Genomic DNA, 18,329 nt, shown 5'->3' with positions numbered 1-18,329 from the left:
GCACCATTGCCAGCGATCGCCCATGCTTGACATGGGCGGTTTGTCATGCCCCCAGACCGGCCGACAGGTCGGTTGTAGGAGTTCTCGGAAGGACCGCACATTGGCCGCCACGCGTACCGCGTCGAAGAACACCAGCGCCATTTCGCCCCAGTCGGGACGAATTTCATTCGCCAAGATTCACGAGCCGTTGGAAGTTCCCAACCTTCTCGATCTTCAGGTCGAGTCGTTTAACTGGCTCGTTGGCAACGAGATATGGCAGTCCCGTGTGGACGCCGCCCTTGCAGAGGGGCGTACCGACATTAATACCAAGTCCGGGCTCGAGGAGATTTTCGAGGAGATCTCTCCGATCGAGGACTACTCCCAGACGATGTCCCTGTCTTTCCGGGATCACCGTTTCGAAGATCCTAAGTACAGCGTTGACGAGTGCAAGGACCGCGACACCACCTACGCAGCCCCACTGTTCGTGACTGCGGAGTTCATGAACAATGAGACCGAGGAGATTAAGTCTCAGACGGTCTTTATTGGTGACTTTCCGCTCATGACCTCCAAAGGCACCTTCATTATCAACGGCACTGAGCGTGTCGTGGTGTCCCAGTTGGTGCGTTCCCCCGGTGTCTACTTTGAAAAGACTGCCGACAAGACCTCCGACAAGGACATCTTTACCTGTAAGGTGATCCCGTCGCGTGGCGCCTGGCTCGAGTTCGAGATCGACAAGCGTGACACCGTCGGCGTCCGTCTGGACCGTAAGCGCAAGCAGAACGTGACCGTCTTCCTTAAGGCCCTCGGTTGGACTGCCGACCGGATCCTCGAGGAGTTCGGCACTCATGAGTCGATCCGTCAGACCCTTGAGAAGGACCATGGCGTCGAGACTCAGGATCAAGCTCTCCTTGACATCTACAAGAAGCTGCGTCCTGGCGAGCCGCCGTCCCGTGACGCCGCGCAGCAGCTGCTCGAGAATTACTACTTCAACCCGAAGCGCTACGACCTGGCCAAGGTTGGTCGGTACAAGATCAACAAGAAGCTCGGTCTGTCCCTGCCCTTCGATCAGCAGGTTCTGACGGTCGACGACATCGTCGCTGCTATCCACTTCGTGTGCGCCCTGCACGAGGGCACCGCGATTCTGCCGCGGGAGGGACAGGACGACATCGTCGTTGAGCCCGACGACATTGACCATTTCGGTAACCGTCGTTTGCGTACCGTCGGCGAGCTGATCCAGAACCAGTTGCGTACCGGTCTGAGCCGTATGGAGCGCGTCGTGCGTGACCGCATGACTACGCAGGACATTGAGGCCATCACCCCGCAGACTTTGATTAACATCCGCCCAGTGACGGCGGCGATCAAGGAGTTCTTCGGAACCTCCCAGCTGTCGCAGTTCATGGATCAGAACAACCCGCTGGCCGAGATGACCCACAAGCGTCGCCTGTCGGCCTTGGGCCCCGGCGGTTTGTCTCGTGACCGTGCCGGCATGGAGGTCCGTGACGTTCACCCGTCGCACTACGGTCGTATGTGCCCGATTGAGACCCCTGAGGGTCCGAACATTGGTCTGATTGGTTCGCTGGCTTCCTTCGCTCGCGTCAATGCTTTTGGGTTCATCGAGACCCCATACCGCAAGGTCGTTGACGGGCATGTTACCGATGAGGTCGTCTACCTGACCGCTGACGAAGAGGATCGTCACGTCATTGCCCAGGCCAACGCGAAGCTTGATGACGATGGCCATTTCGCCAACGATCGTGTGCTGGTGCGCCAGCGCCACGGTGAGGCCGACGAGGTTCCCAGCTCCGAGGTCGACTACATGGATGTGTCCCCGCGCCAGATGGTGTCGGTGGCGTCTGCTCTCATCCCATTCCTCGAGCACGACGATGCTTCCCGAGCCCTCATGGGCGCGAATATGCAGCGTCAGGCTGTGCCGCTGGTGCGCACTGAGGCTCCATTCGTCGGAACCGGTATGGAATACCGTTGTGCGGTTGACGTCGGTGATGTCACTCTTGCTGAGAAGGCCGGTTCGGTGCTGTCGGTGAGCGCTGACCTTATCGACATCGCCTGCGACGACGGCACTTACCAGACCTACAAGCTGGAAAAGTTCCGCCGCTCGAATGCCGGTACCTGCATTAATCAGCGTCCGCTGGTCAAGGTGGGGCAGCGCGTTGAGGTTGGCACCCCGCTGGCCGACGGCCCGTCGACCGACAACGGCGAGCTTGCCCTCGGTCGCAATATGTTGGCCGCATTCATGCCTTGGCAAGGCCTCAACTATGAGGACGCCATCATTCTGTCCCAGCGGATCGTCTCTGATGACGTTCTCACCTCGATCCACATCGAGGAGCACGAGGTCGACGCTCGTGATACCAAGCTGGGTGCTGAGGAGATTACTCGGGATATTCCGAACGTTTCCGAGGATATGCTGGCCAACCTTGACGAGAACGGCATCGTGCGTATCGGTGCAGAGGTCGGCACTGGCGACATCCTGGTTGGCAAGGTCACTCCGAAGGGCGAGACCGAGCTGACCCCTGAGGAGCGTCTGCTGCGCGCGATCTTCGGTGAGAAGGCCCGCGAGGTCCGTGATACTTCCCTTAAGGTTCCTCACGGCGAGGAAGGCACTGTCATCGGGGTGCGCATCTTCGACACCGAGAACGGTGACGAGTTGGCGCCGGGCGTTAACCAGATGGTTCGCGTCTACGTCGCCCAGAAGCGCAAGATCTCCATCGGTGACAAGCTGGCCGGACGCCACGGTAACAAGGGCGTCATCTCGAAGATTCTACCTGTCGAGGACATGCCGTTCCTGCCGGACGGCACCCCTGTCGACATCATCCTCAACCCGTTGGGTGTGCCCTCCCGAATGAACGTCGGGCAGGTTCTTGAGATGCACCTGGGCTGGATCGCTCACTCCGGCTGGGATATCACCCAGGCCGAGGGTGATTGGGCCGAGCGTCTGCGCGAGGTTGGCCTCATTGATATTCCTGAGGAATCCCGTCTGGCCACCCCGGTATTCGACGGTGCCACCGAGCAGGAGATCACCGGTTTGCTGCAGTACGGCCACCCAACCCGCGATGGCGAGATGCTCGTTGACACCGACGGTAAGGCGACCCTCTTCGATGGCCGTACCGGCGAGCCCTTCCCCTCGAAGGTGGGCGTCGGCTACATGTACATGCTGAAGCTGCACCACCTGGTTGACGACAAGATCCACGCCCGTTCCACCGGCCCGTACTCGATGATCACCCAGCAGCCGCTTGGCGGTAAGGCCCAGTTCGGTGGTCAGCGATTCGGTGAGATGGAAGTGTGGGCCATGGAGGCCTATGGCGCCGCTTGGGCTTTGCAGGAGCTGCTCACTATCAAGTCCGATGACGTTCCAGGCCGTGTCAAGGTCTATGAGGCGATCGTCAAGGGCGAGAACATTCCTGAGCCGGGTATCCCTGAATCCTTCAAGGTGCTCGTCAAGGAGATGAAGTCACTCTGCCTGAATGTGGAGGTGCTCAACTCGGAGGGCCAAGAGATCGACTTGCGCGGCTCTGAGGAAGACACCCGGTCTGGTCTGGGTATCGACATTGGGCGTCGTCCTGGTGCCGACAACGCTATGGCCGACTGACCTGCCCATATGTCGGGGGTGACGGCGTTGCCCCCGACCCCTGAACACAGTCCGTTTGACGGGGGTGGGGACGGGCCCGGACAACCCGACTCACACAGACACCCCGACTGGAACCCTTCCTGACGAGGAGGGGCTACCACCCACCAGAGTGGGGGAAAGAGAACAATCGTGCTGGACACCAACTACTACGACCGGTTGCAGATCGGCCTGGCCACGGCCGACCAGATCCGTGCGTGGAGCCACGGCGAGGTCAAGAAGCCCGAGACCATTAACTACCGCACCCTCAAACCCGAGCGTGACGGCCTGTTCTGCGAGAAGATCTTCGGACCGACCCGGGACTGGGAGTGCTACTGCGGCAAGTACAAGCGCGTCCGCTTCAAGGGCATCATCTGTGAGCGCTGCGGCGTCGAGGTGACCCGCTCCAACGTGCGTCGTGAGCGTATGGGACATATTGAGCTGGTTGCCCCGGTGACCCATATCTGGTATTTCAAGGGGGTTCCCTCCCGTCTGGGGTACTTGCTCGATATCGCTCCGAAGGACCTCGAGAAGGTCATTTACTTCGCGGCCTATATGATCACCGCCGTCGACGATGAGGCTCGCCACCGTGACCTTCCGTCGCTGGAGGCCAAGGTGCAGACCGAGCGGTCGCGGCTGGAGCAGCGTCGTGATTCCGAGCTGGAGGCCCGCCGGGTCAAGCTTGAGGAAGACATGGCTCAGCTCGAGGCCGACGGTGCCAAGGCTGACGTGCGGCGCAAGGTCAAGGACGGTGCCGAGAAGGAGCTCAAGCATATTGAAACCCGCGCTCAGCGCCAGATTGATCGTCTGGACGCGGTGTGGGATCGCTTCAAGAACCTCAAGGTTCAGGACCTTGAGGGTGACGAGATTCTCTACCGCGAGATGAAGTCGCGCTTCGGCAAGTACTTTGAGGGCTCGATGGGTGCCGAGGCGGTTAAGCGTCGTCTGCACGATTTCGACCTCAAGAGTGAGTCTGAGAAGCTGCGCGAGATTATCAAGACTGGTCGCGGCCAGAAGAAGACCCGCGCCCTTAAGCGCCTTAAGGTGGTGCAGGCTTTCCTCGATTCCGGTAACTCGCCGGAGGCTATGGTGCTGGACTGCGTGCCGGTCATCCCGCCGGACCTGCGCCCGATGGTGCAACTCGACGGTGGCCGCTTCGCCACCTCGGACCTCAACGACCTTTACCGTCGCGTCATTAACCGAAACAACCGCCTCAAGAGGTTGGTTGATCTTGGCGCCCCGGAGATCATCGTTAACAACGAGAAGCGAATGCTCCAGGAGGCTGTCGACTCGCTGTTCGATAACGGTCGTCGTGGGCGTCCGGTGAGCGGTCCGGGTAACCGCCCGCTGAAATCGCTGTCGGACATGCTTAAGGGCAAGCAGGGCCGTTTCCGTCAGAATCTGCTTGGTAAGCGCGTCGACTACTCCGGCCGTTCGGTCATTGTCGTCGGTCCGCAGCTCAAGATGCACCAGTGTGGTTTGCCGAAGACGATGGCGTTGGAGCTGTTCAAACCTTTCGTCATGAAGCGTCTGGCTGACCTTGAGCACGCTCAGAATGTGAAGTCTGCTAAGCGCATGGTTGAGCGTCAACGTCCGGTGGTGTGGGACGTCCTCGAGGAGGTCATTAAGGAGCATCCGGTTCTGCTGAACCGCGCACCGACGCTGCACCGCCTGGGTATTCAGGCCTTCGAGCCTCAGCTCATTGAAGGTAAAGCTATCCAGCTGCACCCGCTCGTTTGCTCGGCCTTCAATGCCGACTTCGATGGTGACCAGATGGCTGTGCACCTGCCGTTGAGCCCTGAGGCCCAGGCTGAGGCCCGCGTCCTCATGTTGTCGACGAACAACATTCTCAAGCCAGCTGATGGTCGCCCGGTCGCTCTGCCTTCGCACGAGATGATCATTGGTGCTTACTACCTGACGATGGCCCTTGACGGTCTCAAGGGTGAGGGGCGTGCCTTCACCTCGCTTGCGGAGGCCATTATGGCCCACGATCTTGGCGAGCTCGAGATTGGTGCCAAGATCAAGCTGCGCCTTAAGGGCATTGTGCCGCCGCACGACGAGACGGTTCGCGCCGACGGCTCGGTGATCCTCGATACCACTCTCGGACAGGCGCTGTTTAACGAGGTACTTCCGGACGACTACCCGTACGTTGATTTCTTGGTTGGCAAGAAGCAGATCGGCAAGATCGTTAATGACCTCAGCGAGCGCATGACCCAGCTCGAAGTGGCGCACGTCCTCGACAACCTTAAGGACATCGGGTATAAGTGGGGTTCTTTGTCCGGCGTGACCGTTTCCATCGGTGATGTCCAGACTCCGCCGACCAAGCCGGAGATCCTGGCTGGGTATGAGACTCGCGCTGCCAAGGTCGACCGTGAGTACGACCGTGGCGCCGTGACCGAGGAGGAGCGTCGTCAGGATCTGATCCAGATCTGGACCGAGGCCACTGCCGAGCTGACCGCCGCCATGGAGGCTAACTTCACCCAGACCAACCCGATTCACATGATGGTGGATTCGGGTGCTCGAGGCAGTATGACGCAGATGCGCCAGATTGCCGCTATGCGTGGCCTGGTGGCTGACCCGAAGGGTGACATTATTCCTCGCCCGATTAAGTCGAACTTCCGTGAGGGCCTCACGGTTTTGGAGTACTTCATCTCCACACACGGTGGTCGTAAGGGACAGGCCGATACCGCTCTGCGCACCGCGGACTCGGGTTACCTGACTCGTCGTCTGGTCGATGTTTCCCAGGACGTTATCGTGAGGGAGAACGATTGCGGCACTACCCGCGGTATGCCCAAGACGATTGCTGTTGACGATGGCAACGGCAATCTGGTGCGTGTTGAGGGGCTGGACACTGCGGTGTATGCCCGCTGCCTGGCTGCTGACGCCGTCGATGCTAACGGCAATGTTGTGGTGGAGGCCAACTCTGACCTTGGTGATGAGGAGATTTCTCGGCTCATCGCGGCTGGAATCTCGCAGATCAAGGTGCGCTCTGTGCTTACTTGCACTGCTGCCCAGGGCTGCTGCGCTCGCTGCTACGGACGTTCGTTGTCGACCGGTCATCTGGTCGACGTCGGTGAGGCTGTTGGCATTATCGCCGCTCAGTCGATTGGTGAGCCCGGAACCCAGCTGACGATGCGTACCTTCCACACCGGTGGTGTTGCTGGTGACGACATCACCCAGGGCCTCCCCCGTGTCGTCGAGCTTTTCGAGGCCCGTAGCCCGAAGGGTAAGTCGCCGCTGGCTGAGGCTGCGGGTGTCATCCGTATCGACGAATCCGACAACCGCCGCAAGCTCGTATTGGTACGTGACGACGGTGAGGACGACGTCGAGTACGTCGTGCCGCGCCGTGCCCGTCTCGAGTTTGATCTCGACGGTACCCACCGCGTTATCCGCGACGGTGTGCGAGTCGCCGCTGGCGAGCAGCTCATGGGTGGCACCGCCGATCCGCAGGATGTGTTGCGTATTTCCGGTGTCCGTCGGGTGCAGGAGTACCTCGTCAAGGAGGTGCAGAAGGTTTACAACACCCAGGGTGCCGGTATCCACGAGAAGCACATTGAGATTGTCATTCGCCAGATGTTGCGCCGGATCACCGTCATTGAGTCGGGTGACACCCAGATGATGCCAGGTGAGCTCGTGGACCGCGGTGCTTACGAGGCTGCTAACCGTAAGGCGGTTGCTGAGGGAGGTCGTCCGGCCGAGGGCCGGCCGGTGCTGATGGGCATCACCAAGGCTTCGTTGGCTACCGAGTCGTGGTTGTCGGCGGCTTCCTTCCAGGAAACCACTAAGGTTCTCACTGATGCCGCGATCAATGGCAAGACGGACACCTTGGTTGGTCTTAAGGAGAACGTCATCCTCGGTAAGCTCATCCCGGCCGGTACTGGTTTGGAGGTCTACCGCAATATGCGGGTGGAGCCGACTGCGGAGGCCAAGGCTGCTGCGTTTACGATGAACTATGACCCGTTCGATTACGACTTCGGTTCGGGATCGGGCGAGGCTGTTCCGCTGGATGACTTGGACTTGGGCGATCTGGGCTGAGGTTTATCAACGCCGACTGCGAGCCTCTCCTCCCTCATGTGAGGGAGGAGAGGCTTTTTGCATGAGGCGGGAGGTTGTAAGCAGGGCCTTGGAGCTTCGTGGGGTGGAGGCTTGAGCTATTAATGCGAAAGACTATCAATATCATGTAGCATGATGGTGGTTCTCTCGCCAGGGATATGCGTAGGTGACTCCTGGACTGCCCGTCTATGAACCACCCGTCGCGTTGGAAAGAAGTGATATGCAGACTAAGAAAAACCTACGAAGGCCGGTGCTATTAGCCGTCCTCATGACCGTGATTGCGTCGCTGTTTGCGCCGATGTCATGGGCCACGGACGCAAAGGTGGTCTTGAGTAAAAATCACACGGACGCCTTTTACATCACCACTGACAGCGGTGTCCCCGTCGTCAAGGTTGCCAATGGGCTCCACTCGCGGATGTATGAGCCAAACGAGGTCGAATTCCAAATCCAGTCGGACACGTACGGCAGGCAGTACAGGCTCACGGGGCTGAGTGAGTCACTTCTTGAGGGCTACTACACCGGCAGTGAGAATACCGCCGAATGGTTTGAACCTGGCTGGAATGCTCCGGGCTTCACAAAGAATGGGTTCGACGCATTGCGCGTTGACTTCACCTCGATCACGGGTCCAGGCAAGATGTACCTCGTCGGTAATTCACCTGAGGCAGACGAGAACGGCAAGCTTGGCACCTTCCTTGCCGGTGACACATATCAGGTTGTCAAAGGGGCTTCATTGCCGATTAAGGGTCATCAGCATGCCCACTGGTTTTTCACTCGCGCCGGCAAATACACCATGAGTGGGGTTGCTGTCGGTAAGAAGATTGACGGGAAGGAAGTTTCGTCGCAGCCGTTCACCCTGTCGTGGGAGGTGCTGAAGTCCGACGACGACAAGCGGCCTGGTGCTTCTGACGACTCGGACGAGCCTTCCGCTGAGCCGTTGCGCGATCCGTCGGAAGAGCCGTCCAGTGCGCCCCACGACGCGGCAACGCCGAAGATTGATGACACTAAGGTCGAGATTACCCAAGGTCATCTTGACGTCTTCGCTGGTATCGCCCGCAACCGCAAGCTGTCGATGGTCATCAAGGATGACCGCAGTGGCCAGGCCATTTACCGGGCACCCGAGGCGGTGACATTGCGCGTCGGGGAGAATGCCTACCGGAAATTACCCCAGAGCATGCACGACCGCTTCGCGCCCGAGGGGTATCTTCTGGCCCAAAATGGCGACAATCAACAGGAGGTACTGTTCCCGGGCTGGGACACCTATGGCGTTGCACCTGATTTCGGGGCTGTTGACCTCGAGTTTGTCGATGTGAAGGGGCCGGGGAAGGTGTACATGTTCATGCAGGGGATCGGTAAACTACGTTCCCCGCTGGCGTCTGGCTCATGGGTGCTGGCCTCGGGGGAGTTCATCTCGCAGAAGAAACCGGGCCATGTCCACACTAACTGGTTGTTTGGGAAGCCGGGTACCTACACCATGAAGGTCCGTCTGAGGGGAGTTCCGGTCAAGGTGATTGATGGCAAGGCCGTTGTCTCTGAGCCGGTGAGGTACACGTGGGTCGTCGGTGGCCGAAGCGGTAGTCAGTCATCTGCGGTGGTCAGTGCTCGCCAGCTTGTCAAGAGGGTGGATGAGAAGACAGCTCCTGAGCCGTTTACGCCGATGCCGACGATGGATTCTGGTGCGGTCTCCCGGGATGCCACGAGGACTCCACAGCTGACGATCACTGGTTTGCCGCAGACGGGCATCTGAGCGGGCGCATAAGCCGCAGCCATTTCTAGCTCAAGCTACCACTGTACGGACAGGTCTGGTCTCCGTGTTCGCGGTGGCTGGGCCTGTGTGTCGTGTGGCTTGTCTGTGGTTCGTGGTGTCAGGTTTGTTTGAGGGGGTTGGGGTTTTGGGGTGGGGCATTTGTGTTCTGCTACCTATTTTATGAATGATGTTGACAAAATCGCGGGGGGGGGGGGGGCAGTATTTCTAGCGCAGTTGCCCGATCCGTGGCTGTCAGAAGAATGTCTGCGGCGCTGTATGGCGCTTACTGAAAGGTTTCCGATCGTGAAGAAGCATGTCATTGGGGCGAGCTTGACTGGGCTGGCTCTTGCACTTACTCCGTTCGCTGGTGCTGCGTCGGCCCACGCAACGCTGCCCGACTATTTTGGTATCGACGCTCCCGACCATGTTGATGTGAATAAGCCACTCAACTTCCGGCTTGACAAGTGCGATATGGATGGGGCGTCGCAGATTAAATGGGGTGTCGCTAAGGGTGAATCGGCGCCTCCGGAGACGTGGACTACTGTGAAGGATGAACAGCAGCGGGTTAGTTACACTCCGACCTCCACGGGCACGTACACCATTTGGGCGTACTGTGCCAATGTTTCTGGTGAGCGCGTTTCGGATAGTGGCAGTTCCTCTTTCACGTCCTACAGAACTAAGGCGACCATGAACCCCACCAAGTGGGCGGCCGACGAGTATGTCCGGATGGTCACTAAGGGCTTTAACTCTAGCGATACGCTGTCTGCATCGCTGGTTCGTGATGGTGATACCAAGGATTATGGTGATCTGCTGGATTCGCAGAGGATCTGGTACCAGTGGGCCAGCGAGACCTCTGATTTCACCTTCCCCGGCAATGTTCCCGTGGGTGATTACACTTTGACGTTCACTGATCATGGAAACACCGCTCGGACGGTTCGTGTGCATTTGGATCATGGGGCCGGTTACCTGCTGAGTGGCGACACTCCTAAGCCGACGCCGACTCCTACTCCCACGCCGACTCCGACTCCTACCCCGAAGCCGACTCCTACCCCGACCCCGGCCCCGACTTCCGGTGAGGCTACTGTCAAGCCGGTTCCGGGTGCTGCTACTACGTCGGCGGCCACTGGCGTTACTGATGGAAGTGATCAGGGTGTTGTGCGTGTCGCTGGTGGGTTAGGTACTCTGCCTCATACTGGTGTCTGACAGTTTGAGTTGCTCTTCTTGTCTGTGAAACCCCGCGTCTGAGGACGCGGGGTTCTTCACTATCTGAGACAACATCGAATTGTTGCCCATCCGCCTGATGTCGTAGACTCGAAGGCATAAGGATACCATTGGTATTGCGAGGGGATGACGGTATGAAGCGAACAGTTCTGGCGGGTGCGGTCGCGGCGTGCCTGGGAATGGCAGTTTTCGCGGTGACGACCCCAGATGCGCGAGCGGAGAGCGCCCCGATTCCAGTGCCGACGTCCAAGGCAACTGCGCATTCTCGTCTGGCTAATCGTCCATCAAGCGGAATCACCTGGTCACCTCGCCATCACGGTATCGTGCCTCCGGAAATCCACGGTGGCACCATCTATCTTCCCGATATCAGCGCCGGTCCTATCATTCTGCCGACCATCAAGGGTGGGACGATAACCCTTCCTGACATTAAAGGCGGCACAATCACCCTGCCCGATATCAGCGGACGCCCCATTATTCTTCCTAAGATTGAGGGTGGTGCGGTGAGCATTCCGCCGATCGTGTTCCCGTCGCTCCATGCCAGGGGCAGTATTCAGGTTAACGGTACGCTCCCTGGCTGGGCTAACGGTCGGGGGAACTTCCTTGCTGCGGGCGGCATGGGTGCCCCCGCGGGCCGTCCGATGTCCCTTCCGCAGACCGGCGCCTAAGAATACCGGTAGTGGTTTCTCACCCGACGGTGCTTACGGGGTTTCCCTGGCGTGCTTTGTCGTAGCGTTGTCAGGTTTGACCCTCGCAATGCAGGGGGATACCCTGTTAAGGCATGTCCGGTTCGTCCGGACGCTTGTGCGTGCCCTGGCATGGCGATTCACGACCGCTCGAGTTGCTGCGAGAAGGTTTGCCCGTGCGGAGTTCGCACGGCACTCCCAATCTGCAGCGAGGGCAGCGGTGATCCCGACGCAGCGATGGCGGAGTGCGAAGCCAGGGAATTCCGAACCCACCAGACGGAAAGAGATACCAGCCGGTGCCTACAATCCAGCAGCTGGTCCGCAAGGGCCGCACTGACAAGATCAGCAAGAACAAGACGCCTGCCCTCAAGGGCTCGCCGCAGCGTCGTGGCGTGTGCACCCGCGTGTACACCACGACGCCGAAGAAGCCGAACTCGGCGCTGCGAAAGGTCGCCCGTGTGCGCCTCTCGTCGGGCATTGAGGTCACGGCCTATATTCCCGGTGTCGGACACAACCTCCAGGAGCACTCCATGGTGCTTGTGCGTGGCGGTCGTGTGAAGGACCTCCCGGGTGTGCGTTACAAGATTGTCCGCGGCTCCCTCGACACCCAGGGTGTTAAGGGTCGCAAGCAGGCCCGTAGCCGTTACGGCGCCAAGAAGGAGAAGTGATTCATGCCTCGTAAGGGACCCGCGCCGAAGCGCCCAGTGATGGTCGATCCCGTCTATGGATCTCCTCTCGTTTCCCAGCTTGTGAGCAAGATCCTTCTCGACGGCAAGAAGACTGTCGCCCAGAACATCGTCTACACCGCTCTGGAGGGTTGCCGGGCCAAGAACAACACTGATCCGGTACAGACTCTCAAGCGCGCGCTCGACAACATCAAGCCCTCGCTGGAGGTCAAGTCTCGTCGCGTCGGCGGTGCCACCTACCAGGTGCCGGTCGAGGTCAAGCCTGCCCGTCAGACCACTCTGGCGATGCGTTGGCTGGTGAATTTCTCCCGCGAGCGTCGTGAGAAGACCATGGCTGAGCGCCTCATGAACGAGATCCTCGACGCCTCCAACGGCTTGGGCGCTTCGGTGAAGCGCCGTGAGGACACTCACAAGATGGCTGAGGCCAACCGCGCCTTCGCCCACTACCGCTGGTGATCGTTCGCCCCCTTCCCGTCCGGGGAGGGGGCACCATCACGTCCAGCCCAGAAAACCTGCGGTTCACCACAGGTTCATCTGCGTCGAGCATCATACGAAGACCACTTACTCCAAGATTCGAGGTCAAACACAGTGGCCAAAACTGACCTGAGCAAGGTTCGCAACATCGGCATCATGGCCCACATCGATGCCGGCAAGACGACGACGACCGAGCGCATCCTTTACTACACCGGCAAGTCCTACAAGATCGGTGAGGTCCACGACGGTGCCGCCACCATGGACTGGATGGAACAGGAGCAGGAGCGCGGCATTACCATTACCTCCGCCGCGACCACCACCTTCTGGCATGACACCCAGATCAACATCATTGACACCCCCGGGCACGTGGACTTCACCGTCGAGGTGGAGCGTTCCCTGCGTGTCCTCGACGGTGCTGTTGCCGTATTCGACGGTGTGGCGGGCGTCGAGCCGCAGTCGATGACTGTGTGGCGTCAGGCCGCTAAGTACGGCGTGCCGCGTATCTGCTACATCAATAAGCTGGACCGCACCGGCGCTTCTTTCGACCACTGCGTCAAAACCATTAAGGAGCGTCTGCACGCTATCCCGGTCCTGCTGCAGTTGCCGATCGGTGCCGAGGACCAGTTCATGGGCATCGTCGACCTGGTCGAGATGAATGCCAAGACGTGGCGTGGCGAGACTGAACTCGGTGCTCATTACGAGACCGAGGATATTCCGGCCGACATGAAGGACGAGGCCGAGGCCGCCCGAGCCGAGATGCTCGAGACTGTCGCTGAGAACGACGAAGAGTTCATGGAGCTCTACCTCGAGGACCCCGATGCCGTGACCGTCGATCAGGTCAAGGCCGCCATCCGTCGCGGTGTGTTGGCTTCCGCCTTCACCGCTGTCACCTGTGGTACCTCCTTCAAGAACAAGGGTGTGCAGCCGCTACTCGACGCCATCGTCGATTACCTGCCATCCCCGACTGACGTTCCCGCCATCTCCGGTTTCAAGCCCGGTGACGAGTCCGTCGAGCTTGAGCGTCGCCCATGTGATGACGAGCCGCTGTCGATTCTGGCCTTCAAGATTGCCTCTGACCCGCACTTGGGCAAGCTGACCTTTGTGCGCGTCTACTCCGGCGTTCTCCATGCTGGCGACCAGGTGCTCAACGCCACCAAGGGCAAGAAGGAGCGCATCGGCAAGATCTACCAGATGCACGCCAATAAGCGCGAGGAGATCGAGAGCATTGGGGCTGGTATGATCTGCGCGGTCATGGGCCTCAAGGACACCACCACCGGCGAGACCCTGTGTGACCAGACGAACCCCATCATCCTGGAGTCGATGACCTTCCCGGCCCCCGTGATCGAGCAGGCTATCGAGCCGAAGTCGAAGGCGGATCAGGAGAAACTCTCGAACGCTATCCAGCGTCTCGTCGAGGAGGACCCGACCTTCCGCGTCCACACTGACGAGGAAACCGGTCAGACCATTGTTGCCGGTATGGGCGAGCTCCACCTGGATGTCTTCATCGACCGTATGAAGCGCGAGTTCCACGTCGAAGCAAATATCGGCAAGCCGCAGGTCGCCTACCGCGAAACCCTGCGCAAGCCTGTCGAGAAGTACGAGTACACACACAAGAAGCAGACCGGCGGTTCCGGGCAGTTCGCCCGCGTCATCATCGCGATCGAGCCGAAAGAGCCCGGGTTCGGCTATGAGTTTGTCAACGCCGTTACCGGTGGCCGTATCCCCAAGGAGTACATCCCCTCGGTTGATGCCGGTGTTCAGGAGTCTATGCAGTTCGGTGTCCTCGCTGGCTACCCGGTCGAGGACGTCAAGGTTACCTTGCTCGATGGTGCTTACCACGAGGTCGACTCCTCCGAGATGGCGTTTAAGATCGCCGGCTCGATGGCTTTCAAGGAGGCCGCTCGCAAGGCTAACCCGGGTCTGCTCGAGCCATTGATGGCTGTTGAGGTGACGACTCCTGAGGATTACCTCGGTACTGTCATCGGCGACCTCAACTCCCGCCGCGGCCAGATCCAAGAGATGGTTGAGGAGCACGGAAACAAGGTCGTACGCGCTTTGGTTCCGTTGTCCGAGATGTTTGGATACGTCGGTGACTTGCGCTCAAAGACCTCCGGACAGGCTTCATACTCCATGGAGTTTGATTCCTATGGCGAGTGCCCGTCGTCTGTTGCTGACGAGATCATCGCCAAGGCCAACGGAGGCAAGTAAGCTCACTTTTTCATGAACGTTTTGGCCCGGCCCCACAATGTGGGGCCGGGCCAAAACGTTCATGAAGCCCAAGCAAGGCATACGCATGTAATCACCTGACTCGGATAGGGTTATACTTTTGCCGGAATTTGACATTACGAGCCGAGGATTGACGAATTCAAATCCCCTGTCATGAACTAAGGGGACCTCCATGACGGATGAATCCGGTCACGACAAGGAACAACACGATCAGCTTTCCACTAGTAACCAATCCAACAACGCCTACGATTCCATTGATCCTTCGCAGACGGTGATCCGTCCAGCGCCGACACCGACACCGCAACCATCCTCGGGGCCGGAGATTCTCGCTGATGGTCGCGGCACTGGTCCGGCAGACCAGCCCGGGCGTCCCGACGGGGGCTTCGGACAGCCTGCTGCAGGTCCGGCGAGTGTGGGCGGAGAGCCTCAGAGACAGCCGCAGACGATGCCGCCGAATCCGCCACTCCCGAATCAGCCCCACCAGTCTGGGGGATTCACGGGCCCCCAGGGCAGCCCTCGCCCTGATCAGCTCAATGGCCCTCGACCAGGCTGGCAGAGTGGGTGGCAGCCCCAGGGCCATTCCGGTCCCTACGGTCCAGGTCCTCAGCCCGGGCAGCAGATGGGTCATCCGGGTGTCCAGCCTGGGCAGCAGAGCGTGCCCCAACCTGGCACGGCACCTGCCTACCCGGCGCAGGCTCCGGGCCAGCGTTCTGGCGTCCAGCCCGGCATGGCGCCGAACCCTGGGCACCCGGGCCCTTACCAGACGAGTCCGCAGCAGGGCGGGTACACCATCACGCAGCCCCTGCCGACCATGCCCGCCGCTGGTCAAGCGCCGATGATGCAGCAGCCGTATCAGGGGGCGCTCGCGGTACAACCGTCTAGTAACTGGTTCGCTGACGCGTGGGGAGTGTTCCGTCGGATCTGGAGAGGTGATGTCCTAGAAGCGTTTGATCTGTCCATGGCCTCCCGGAAGTTCTGGCTCTGGACTGGTCTTGCTCAGGCTGGGTTTGCCGGGTTAGCCTATGCCAACTTGCTGTGGCGGGTGATGTCCTCCATTGACAACGGCGCCAACCACGTTACTCACAGCTTCCTTGGTTGGTTCGGTATGGACGACCCCAATCAGAGTTATGAGATCACCGGATTCGACTTCAGTGCATGGTTGAAGGCGTTCATAACCATGTTCCTGGCCGTCGCCGTGGTGTTCGCTGTACGTCCGCTCTTCATCAAGATGGTATACGCGTGGCGTCAGTCCAGGCAGACTTGGGAGGTTGCCTATACCGTCAACTCGGTTGCGACCCTGTCCTCCACCTTCGTCGTCGCAGTCGTCAGTGTCCTGTGGTTTGTGCCCTCCGGGGCACTGGTCCTGGTAGGGCTTGTAATGCTGGGGGCGCTCGGCGCGATGTGCCAGTTCCTTGGTGAGTTACTTCTCTACACTGGTGTGAACAAGACCGGAGGATTCCCCCCATATTCTCGTTTCCCGCTCGTCCCGCACGTCATTGGGACTGGCTTTTACGCGGTAGTGGTTGCCGTACTCTGGTTGCTCTGCGGCACGGTCGGCAGGGGGATCATGTCATGAGTCCGACGGTGAGCGAGCGGCGTCTTAGCGCGCCAATGCGACGTGGCATCGTGGCACTGTGCGTGGCGATGGCCTTCGTGTTGTCGGGGTGCGGTGCTGTCATAGGTACAACGCTCAAGGTCAACGACGATGGTTCGGGTTCCCGGAGCTTGACGGTGACCTTCACCAATGACGATTCCGACGAAGCCAAGCAGATGTTTGCCAAGCCATTGAGCGTCTATGACGCAAGTATCAAGAAGCATGTTCCCTCGCAGCTGACGTACAACGGCTTGCACATGCAGGGAAAGTCGATGGTTGCCTCCTTCCAGCTCGACTTTTCTAGTCCCCAGGACTACCTCACCAAGGTGCGTGCCATCATTGGCGGCTCCAAGGATCCGACTTCTGACATCCAGAACATCAACACCCCGTTGGCTAACGGAGTCGTCGGCAAGGAGAACTTCACGTCCCATGACCTTCTTGAGTGGTTGCCGGACGGTTTGGAACAGGACGGAATCGTCGATTCCGGCAACGTTGGGAACGTCCTCGACTCCGAGAACAACATGACGTTGACGATCGGAGGCAAGAACTTCACCTCGCAGACGCCGCTGGACATCGAGCACGTGGCTGACAACGGTTTCGACCAGGTTGTCGTTCAGCTGAACTTCAAGAGCATGAAGGACGTCGGTGCCGTTGTCTGGTACTTCTCCGAGCAGGCCTGGGGCGCTGACAAGGAGAATAAGGTCAAAGCTTTCCTAGACCAGGTCACCAAGGATGGCAATGGTGAGGCCGCCGACGCGAAGAGTGACGACCTGCCTGAGAATGTGCGCCAACGGCTCTCGTCGACCTACCCAGTGGGCAAGAAGGTCACCATCAAGGCCGGCTCTCTGGATGAGGTCGACAAGAGGGTCGCTCAGGCTCTCGGCAACAAGTCTGGCAGTTTGAAGATCTCCCCCGGACAGGCGAAGCAGAGCGACCCGAGCAGTGGGGCAACAGCGGCATTCGTGATCCCGCTGTCCTTGACTAGTCAGGTCTCCTGCTCGGCTATCTGCTCCCGCGACGCCGGGGACCCGGTGATGGTGGTCACCCACCCTTCGCAGTGGGTGGATGAGGACTCTTCTGCGCCATCGGACGAGGGTCAGACGAGCACTCAGATCATCAGGGGCGACGCGCCTTTGACGTTGGATGTGCCGCTGGAGACCAAGAAGACCAGTACAGCGATACACCTTAACCCGGGGAAAGAGGTCTCGTACGAGGCCAATCTGACCTTCGACAATGCTGTCCTGGGGGACAACAAGGAGGAGGTCAAAAAACTGCTCCGGGGTGTCAGGAACTGGTCGGTCGAGCAAAAATCCGACAAGAGCACCACCCAGTACACGGTCAGGGGGAGCGCCGACGACGCGCTCACCTTCAGTAAGAAGTACTCGGGGAGCGATTCTCCCCTGGTCGTAGAGAACGAACTGAAGCCGACGACGTTCAAGAACCACTGGATGATCGTGATCACCCCCCCTGGACTGGATGCCGAGAGGCGAAATAAAGATCATCACCGATCACGGCAAGTTCGATGATGGCAGCTCCGAAAAGACGTGGACACCCGGCGAATCTACGGTGTTCCGCACCCGTGCGAGTACCCTGCGGACCGGTCCTGTCGTTGCCGCGGTCGTTATCGGGGTTCTCATTGTCGCCGCTGCTGTTCTGGCCTACTTCAAGCGCGATGCTATTCGGGCATGGCGTAAGAAGCGTGCTGAGGCTGCGCGTCAGCAGGCTGCTCAGAACGGGCAGTACCGAATTCCTGCGCAGGGTCAAACACCGCAGAATCAGCAATGGCCATCACAGCCCGGCGCTCCGGTGCCTCCGTCGCCGGGCGGATACCCCCCTGACCGTAGTGGCGGTGGCCAGTGGACAGAAAACGATCTGCAGTAAGCGCCCTTTCCTCCAGCGATGGAGGTGCCCGCTGCCACGTAGCGCGTCGGGTCATGGATCCGGCGTGCAGTCGTGGCAGCGGCTGGCGCGTTGCGGCCAGCAGGAGGGGAAAACCTGGTTTGACTATCCCTGGGCGCGTGCAGAATAATAAGACAAGTTCCCTGACCTCTGG

At 59.6% G+C, this 18,329-nt stretch carries 9 protein-coding genes and 1 pseudogene; all 10 read left to right on the top strand.

Features of this window, described 5'->3' with window-relative positions; all coding sequences use genetic code 11:
- The first annotated feature begins 100 nt into the window (after positions 1-100).
- The 10 genes and pseudogenes from rpoB to CPA42_RS09955 all read left to right on the top strand — a co-directional run bounded on the left by rpoB (position 101) and on the right by CPA42_RS09955 (position 18,157).
- Entirely contained in the window at positions 101-3,580 is a 3,480-nt protein-coding gene (gene rpoB / locus CPA42_RS10000; protein ID WP_002516035.1) for a DNA-directed RNA polymerase subunit beta, read from the top strand.
- Between the two features lie 168 nt (positions 3,581-3,748).
- On the top strand, positions 3,749-7,630 hold the full coding sequence (locus CPA42_RS09995; protein ID WP_002517572.1) for a DNA-directed RNA polymerase subunit beta': 3,882 nt from the start codon (positions 3,749-3,751) through the stop codon (positions 7,628-7,630).
- 238 nt (positions 7,631-7,868) lie between these two features.
- The gene (locus CPA42_RS09990; RefSeq protein WP_002515977.1) at positions 7,869-9,392 is read left to right on the top strand and encodes a choice-of-anchor M domain-containing protein; all 1,524 of its coding nucleotides are present in this window, start codon (positions 7,869-7,871) and stop codon (positions 9,390-9,392) included.
- Positions 9,393-9,668: 276 nt separating this feature from the next.
- On the top strand, positions 9,669-10,595 hold the full coding sequence (locus tag CPA42_RS09985) for a hypothetical protein (protein WP_024513582.1): 927 nt from the start codon (positions 9,669-9,671) through the stop codon (positions 10,593-10,595).
- A gap of 152 nt (positions 10,596-10,747) precedes the next feature.
- On the top strand, positions 10,748-11,278 hold the full coding sequence (locus tag CPA42_RS13620; RefSeq protein WP_002515948.1) for a hypothetical protein: 531 nt from the start codon (positions 10,748-10,750) through the stop codon (positions 11,276-11,278).
- A gap of 314 nt (positions 11,279-11,592) precedes the next feature.
- Positions 11,593-11,964 carry a 30S ribosomal protein S12 gene (rpsL, locus tag CPA42_RS09975; RefSeq protein WP_002514884.1) on the top strand — a complete coding sequence of 124 codons (372 nt, stop codon included), beginning with the start codon at positions 11,593-11,595 and terminating at the stop codon, positions 11,962-11,964.
- A 3-nt stretch (positions 11,965-11,967) separates the two neighbouring features.
- Positions 11,968-12,438, top strand: a complete 471-nt coding sequence (gene rpsG / locus CPA42_RS09970) for a 30S ribosomal protein S7 (protein ID WP_002514883.1) — start codon at positions 11,968-11,970, stop codon at positions 12,436-12,438.
- A gap of 132 nt (positions 12,439-12,570) precedes the next feature.
- Complete coding sequence (gene fusA, locus CPA42_RS09965) at positions 12,571-14,664, top strand: elongation factor G (protein ID WP_002515958.1); 2,094 nt, start codon at positions 12,571-12,573, stop codon at positions 14,662-14,664.
- Between the two features lie 637 nt (positions 14,665-15,301).
- Positions 15,302-16,258 (top strand): hypothetical protein, encoded by a 957-nt coding sequence (locus CPA42_RS09960; protein ID WP_002519655.1) that lies wholly within the window; start codon positions 15,302-15,304, stop codon positions 16,256-16,258.
- Positions 16,255-18,157 (top strand): annotated as a pseudogene (locus tag CPA42_RS09955) (hypothetical protein). Before CPA42_RS09960 ends, CPA42_RS09955 begins: the two are co-directional and overlap by 4 nt.
- The last annotated feature ends 172 nt before the right edge of the window (positions 18,158-18,329 follow it).

The organism is Cutibacterium acnes, from assembly GCF_003030305.1.
Taxonomy (GTDB): Bacteria; Actinomycetota; Actinomycetes; order Propionibacteriales; family Propionibacteriaceae; genus Cutibacterium; species Cutibacterium acnes.
This window is presented reverse-complemented; position numbering and strand designations above follow the sequence as displayed.

Excerpts from the sequence above, each read along its gene's own strand:
- CPA42_RS09960 (WP_002519655.1), top strand. The coding sequence starts at position 15,302 with ATGGGTCATCCGGGTGTCCAGCCTGGGCAGCAGAGCGTGCCCCAACCT.
- CPA42_RS13620 (WP_002515948.1), top strand. The coding sequence starts at position 10,748 with ATGAAGCGAACAGTTCTGGCGGGTGCGGTCGCGGCGTGCCTGGGAATG.
- CPA42_RS09990 (WP_002515977.1), top strand. The coding sequence starts at position 7,869 with ATGCAGACTAAGAAAAACCTACGAAGGCCGGTGCTATTAGCCGTCCTC.
- rpsG (WP_002514883.1), top strand. The coding sequence starts at position 11,968 with ATGCCTCGTAAGGGACCCGCGCCGAAGCGCCCAGTGATGGTCGATCCC.
- CPA42_RS09985 (WP_024513582.1), top strand. The coding sequence starts at position 9,669 with ATGGCGCTTACTGAAAGGTTTCCGATCGTGAAGAAGCATGTCATTGGG.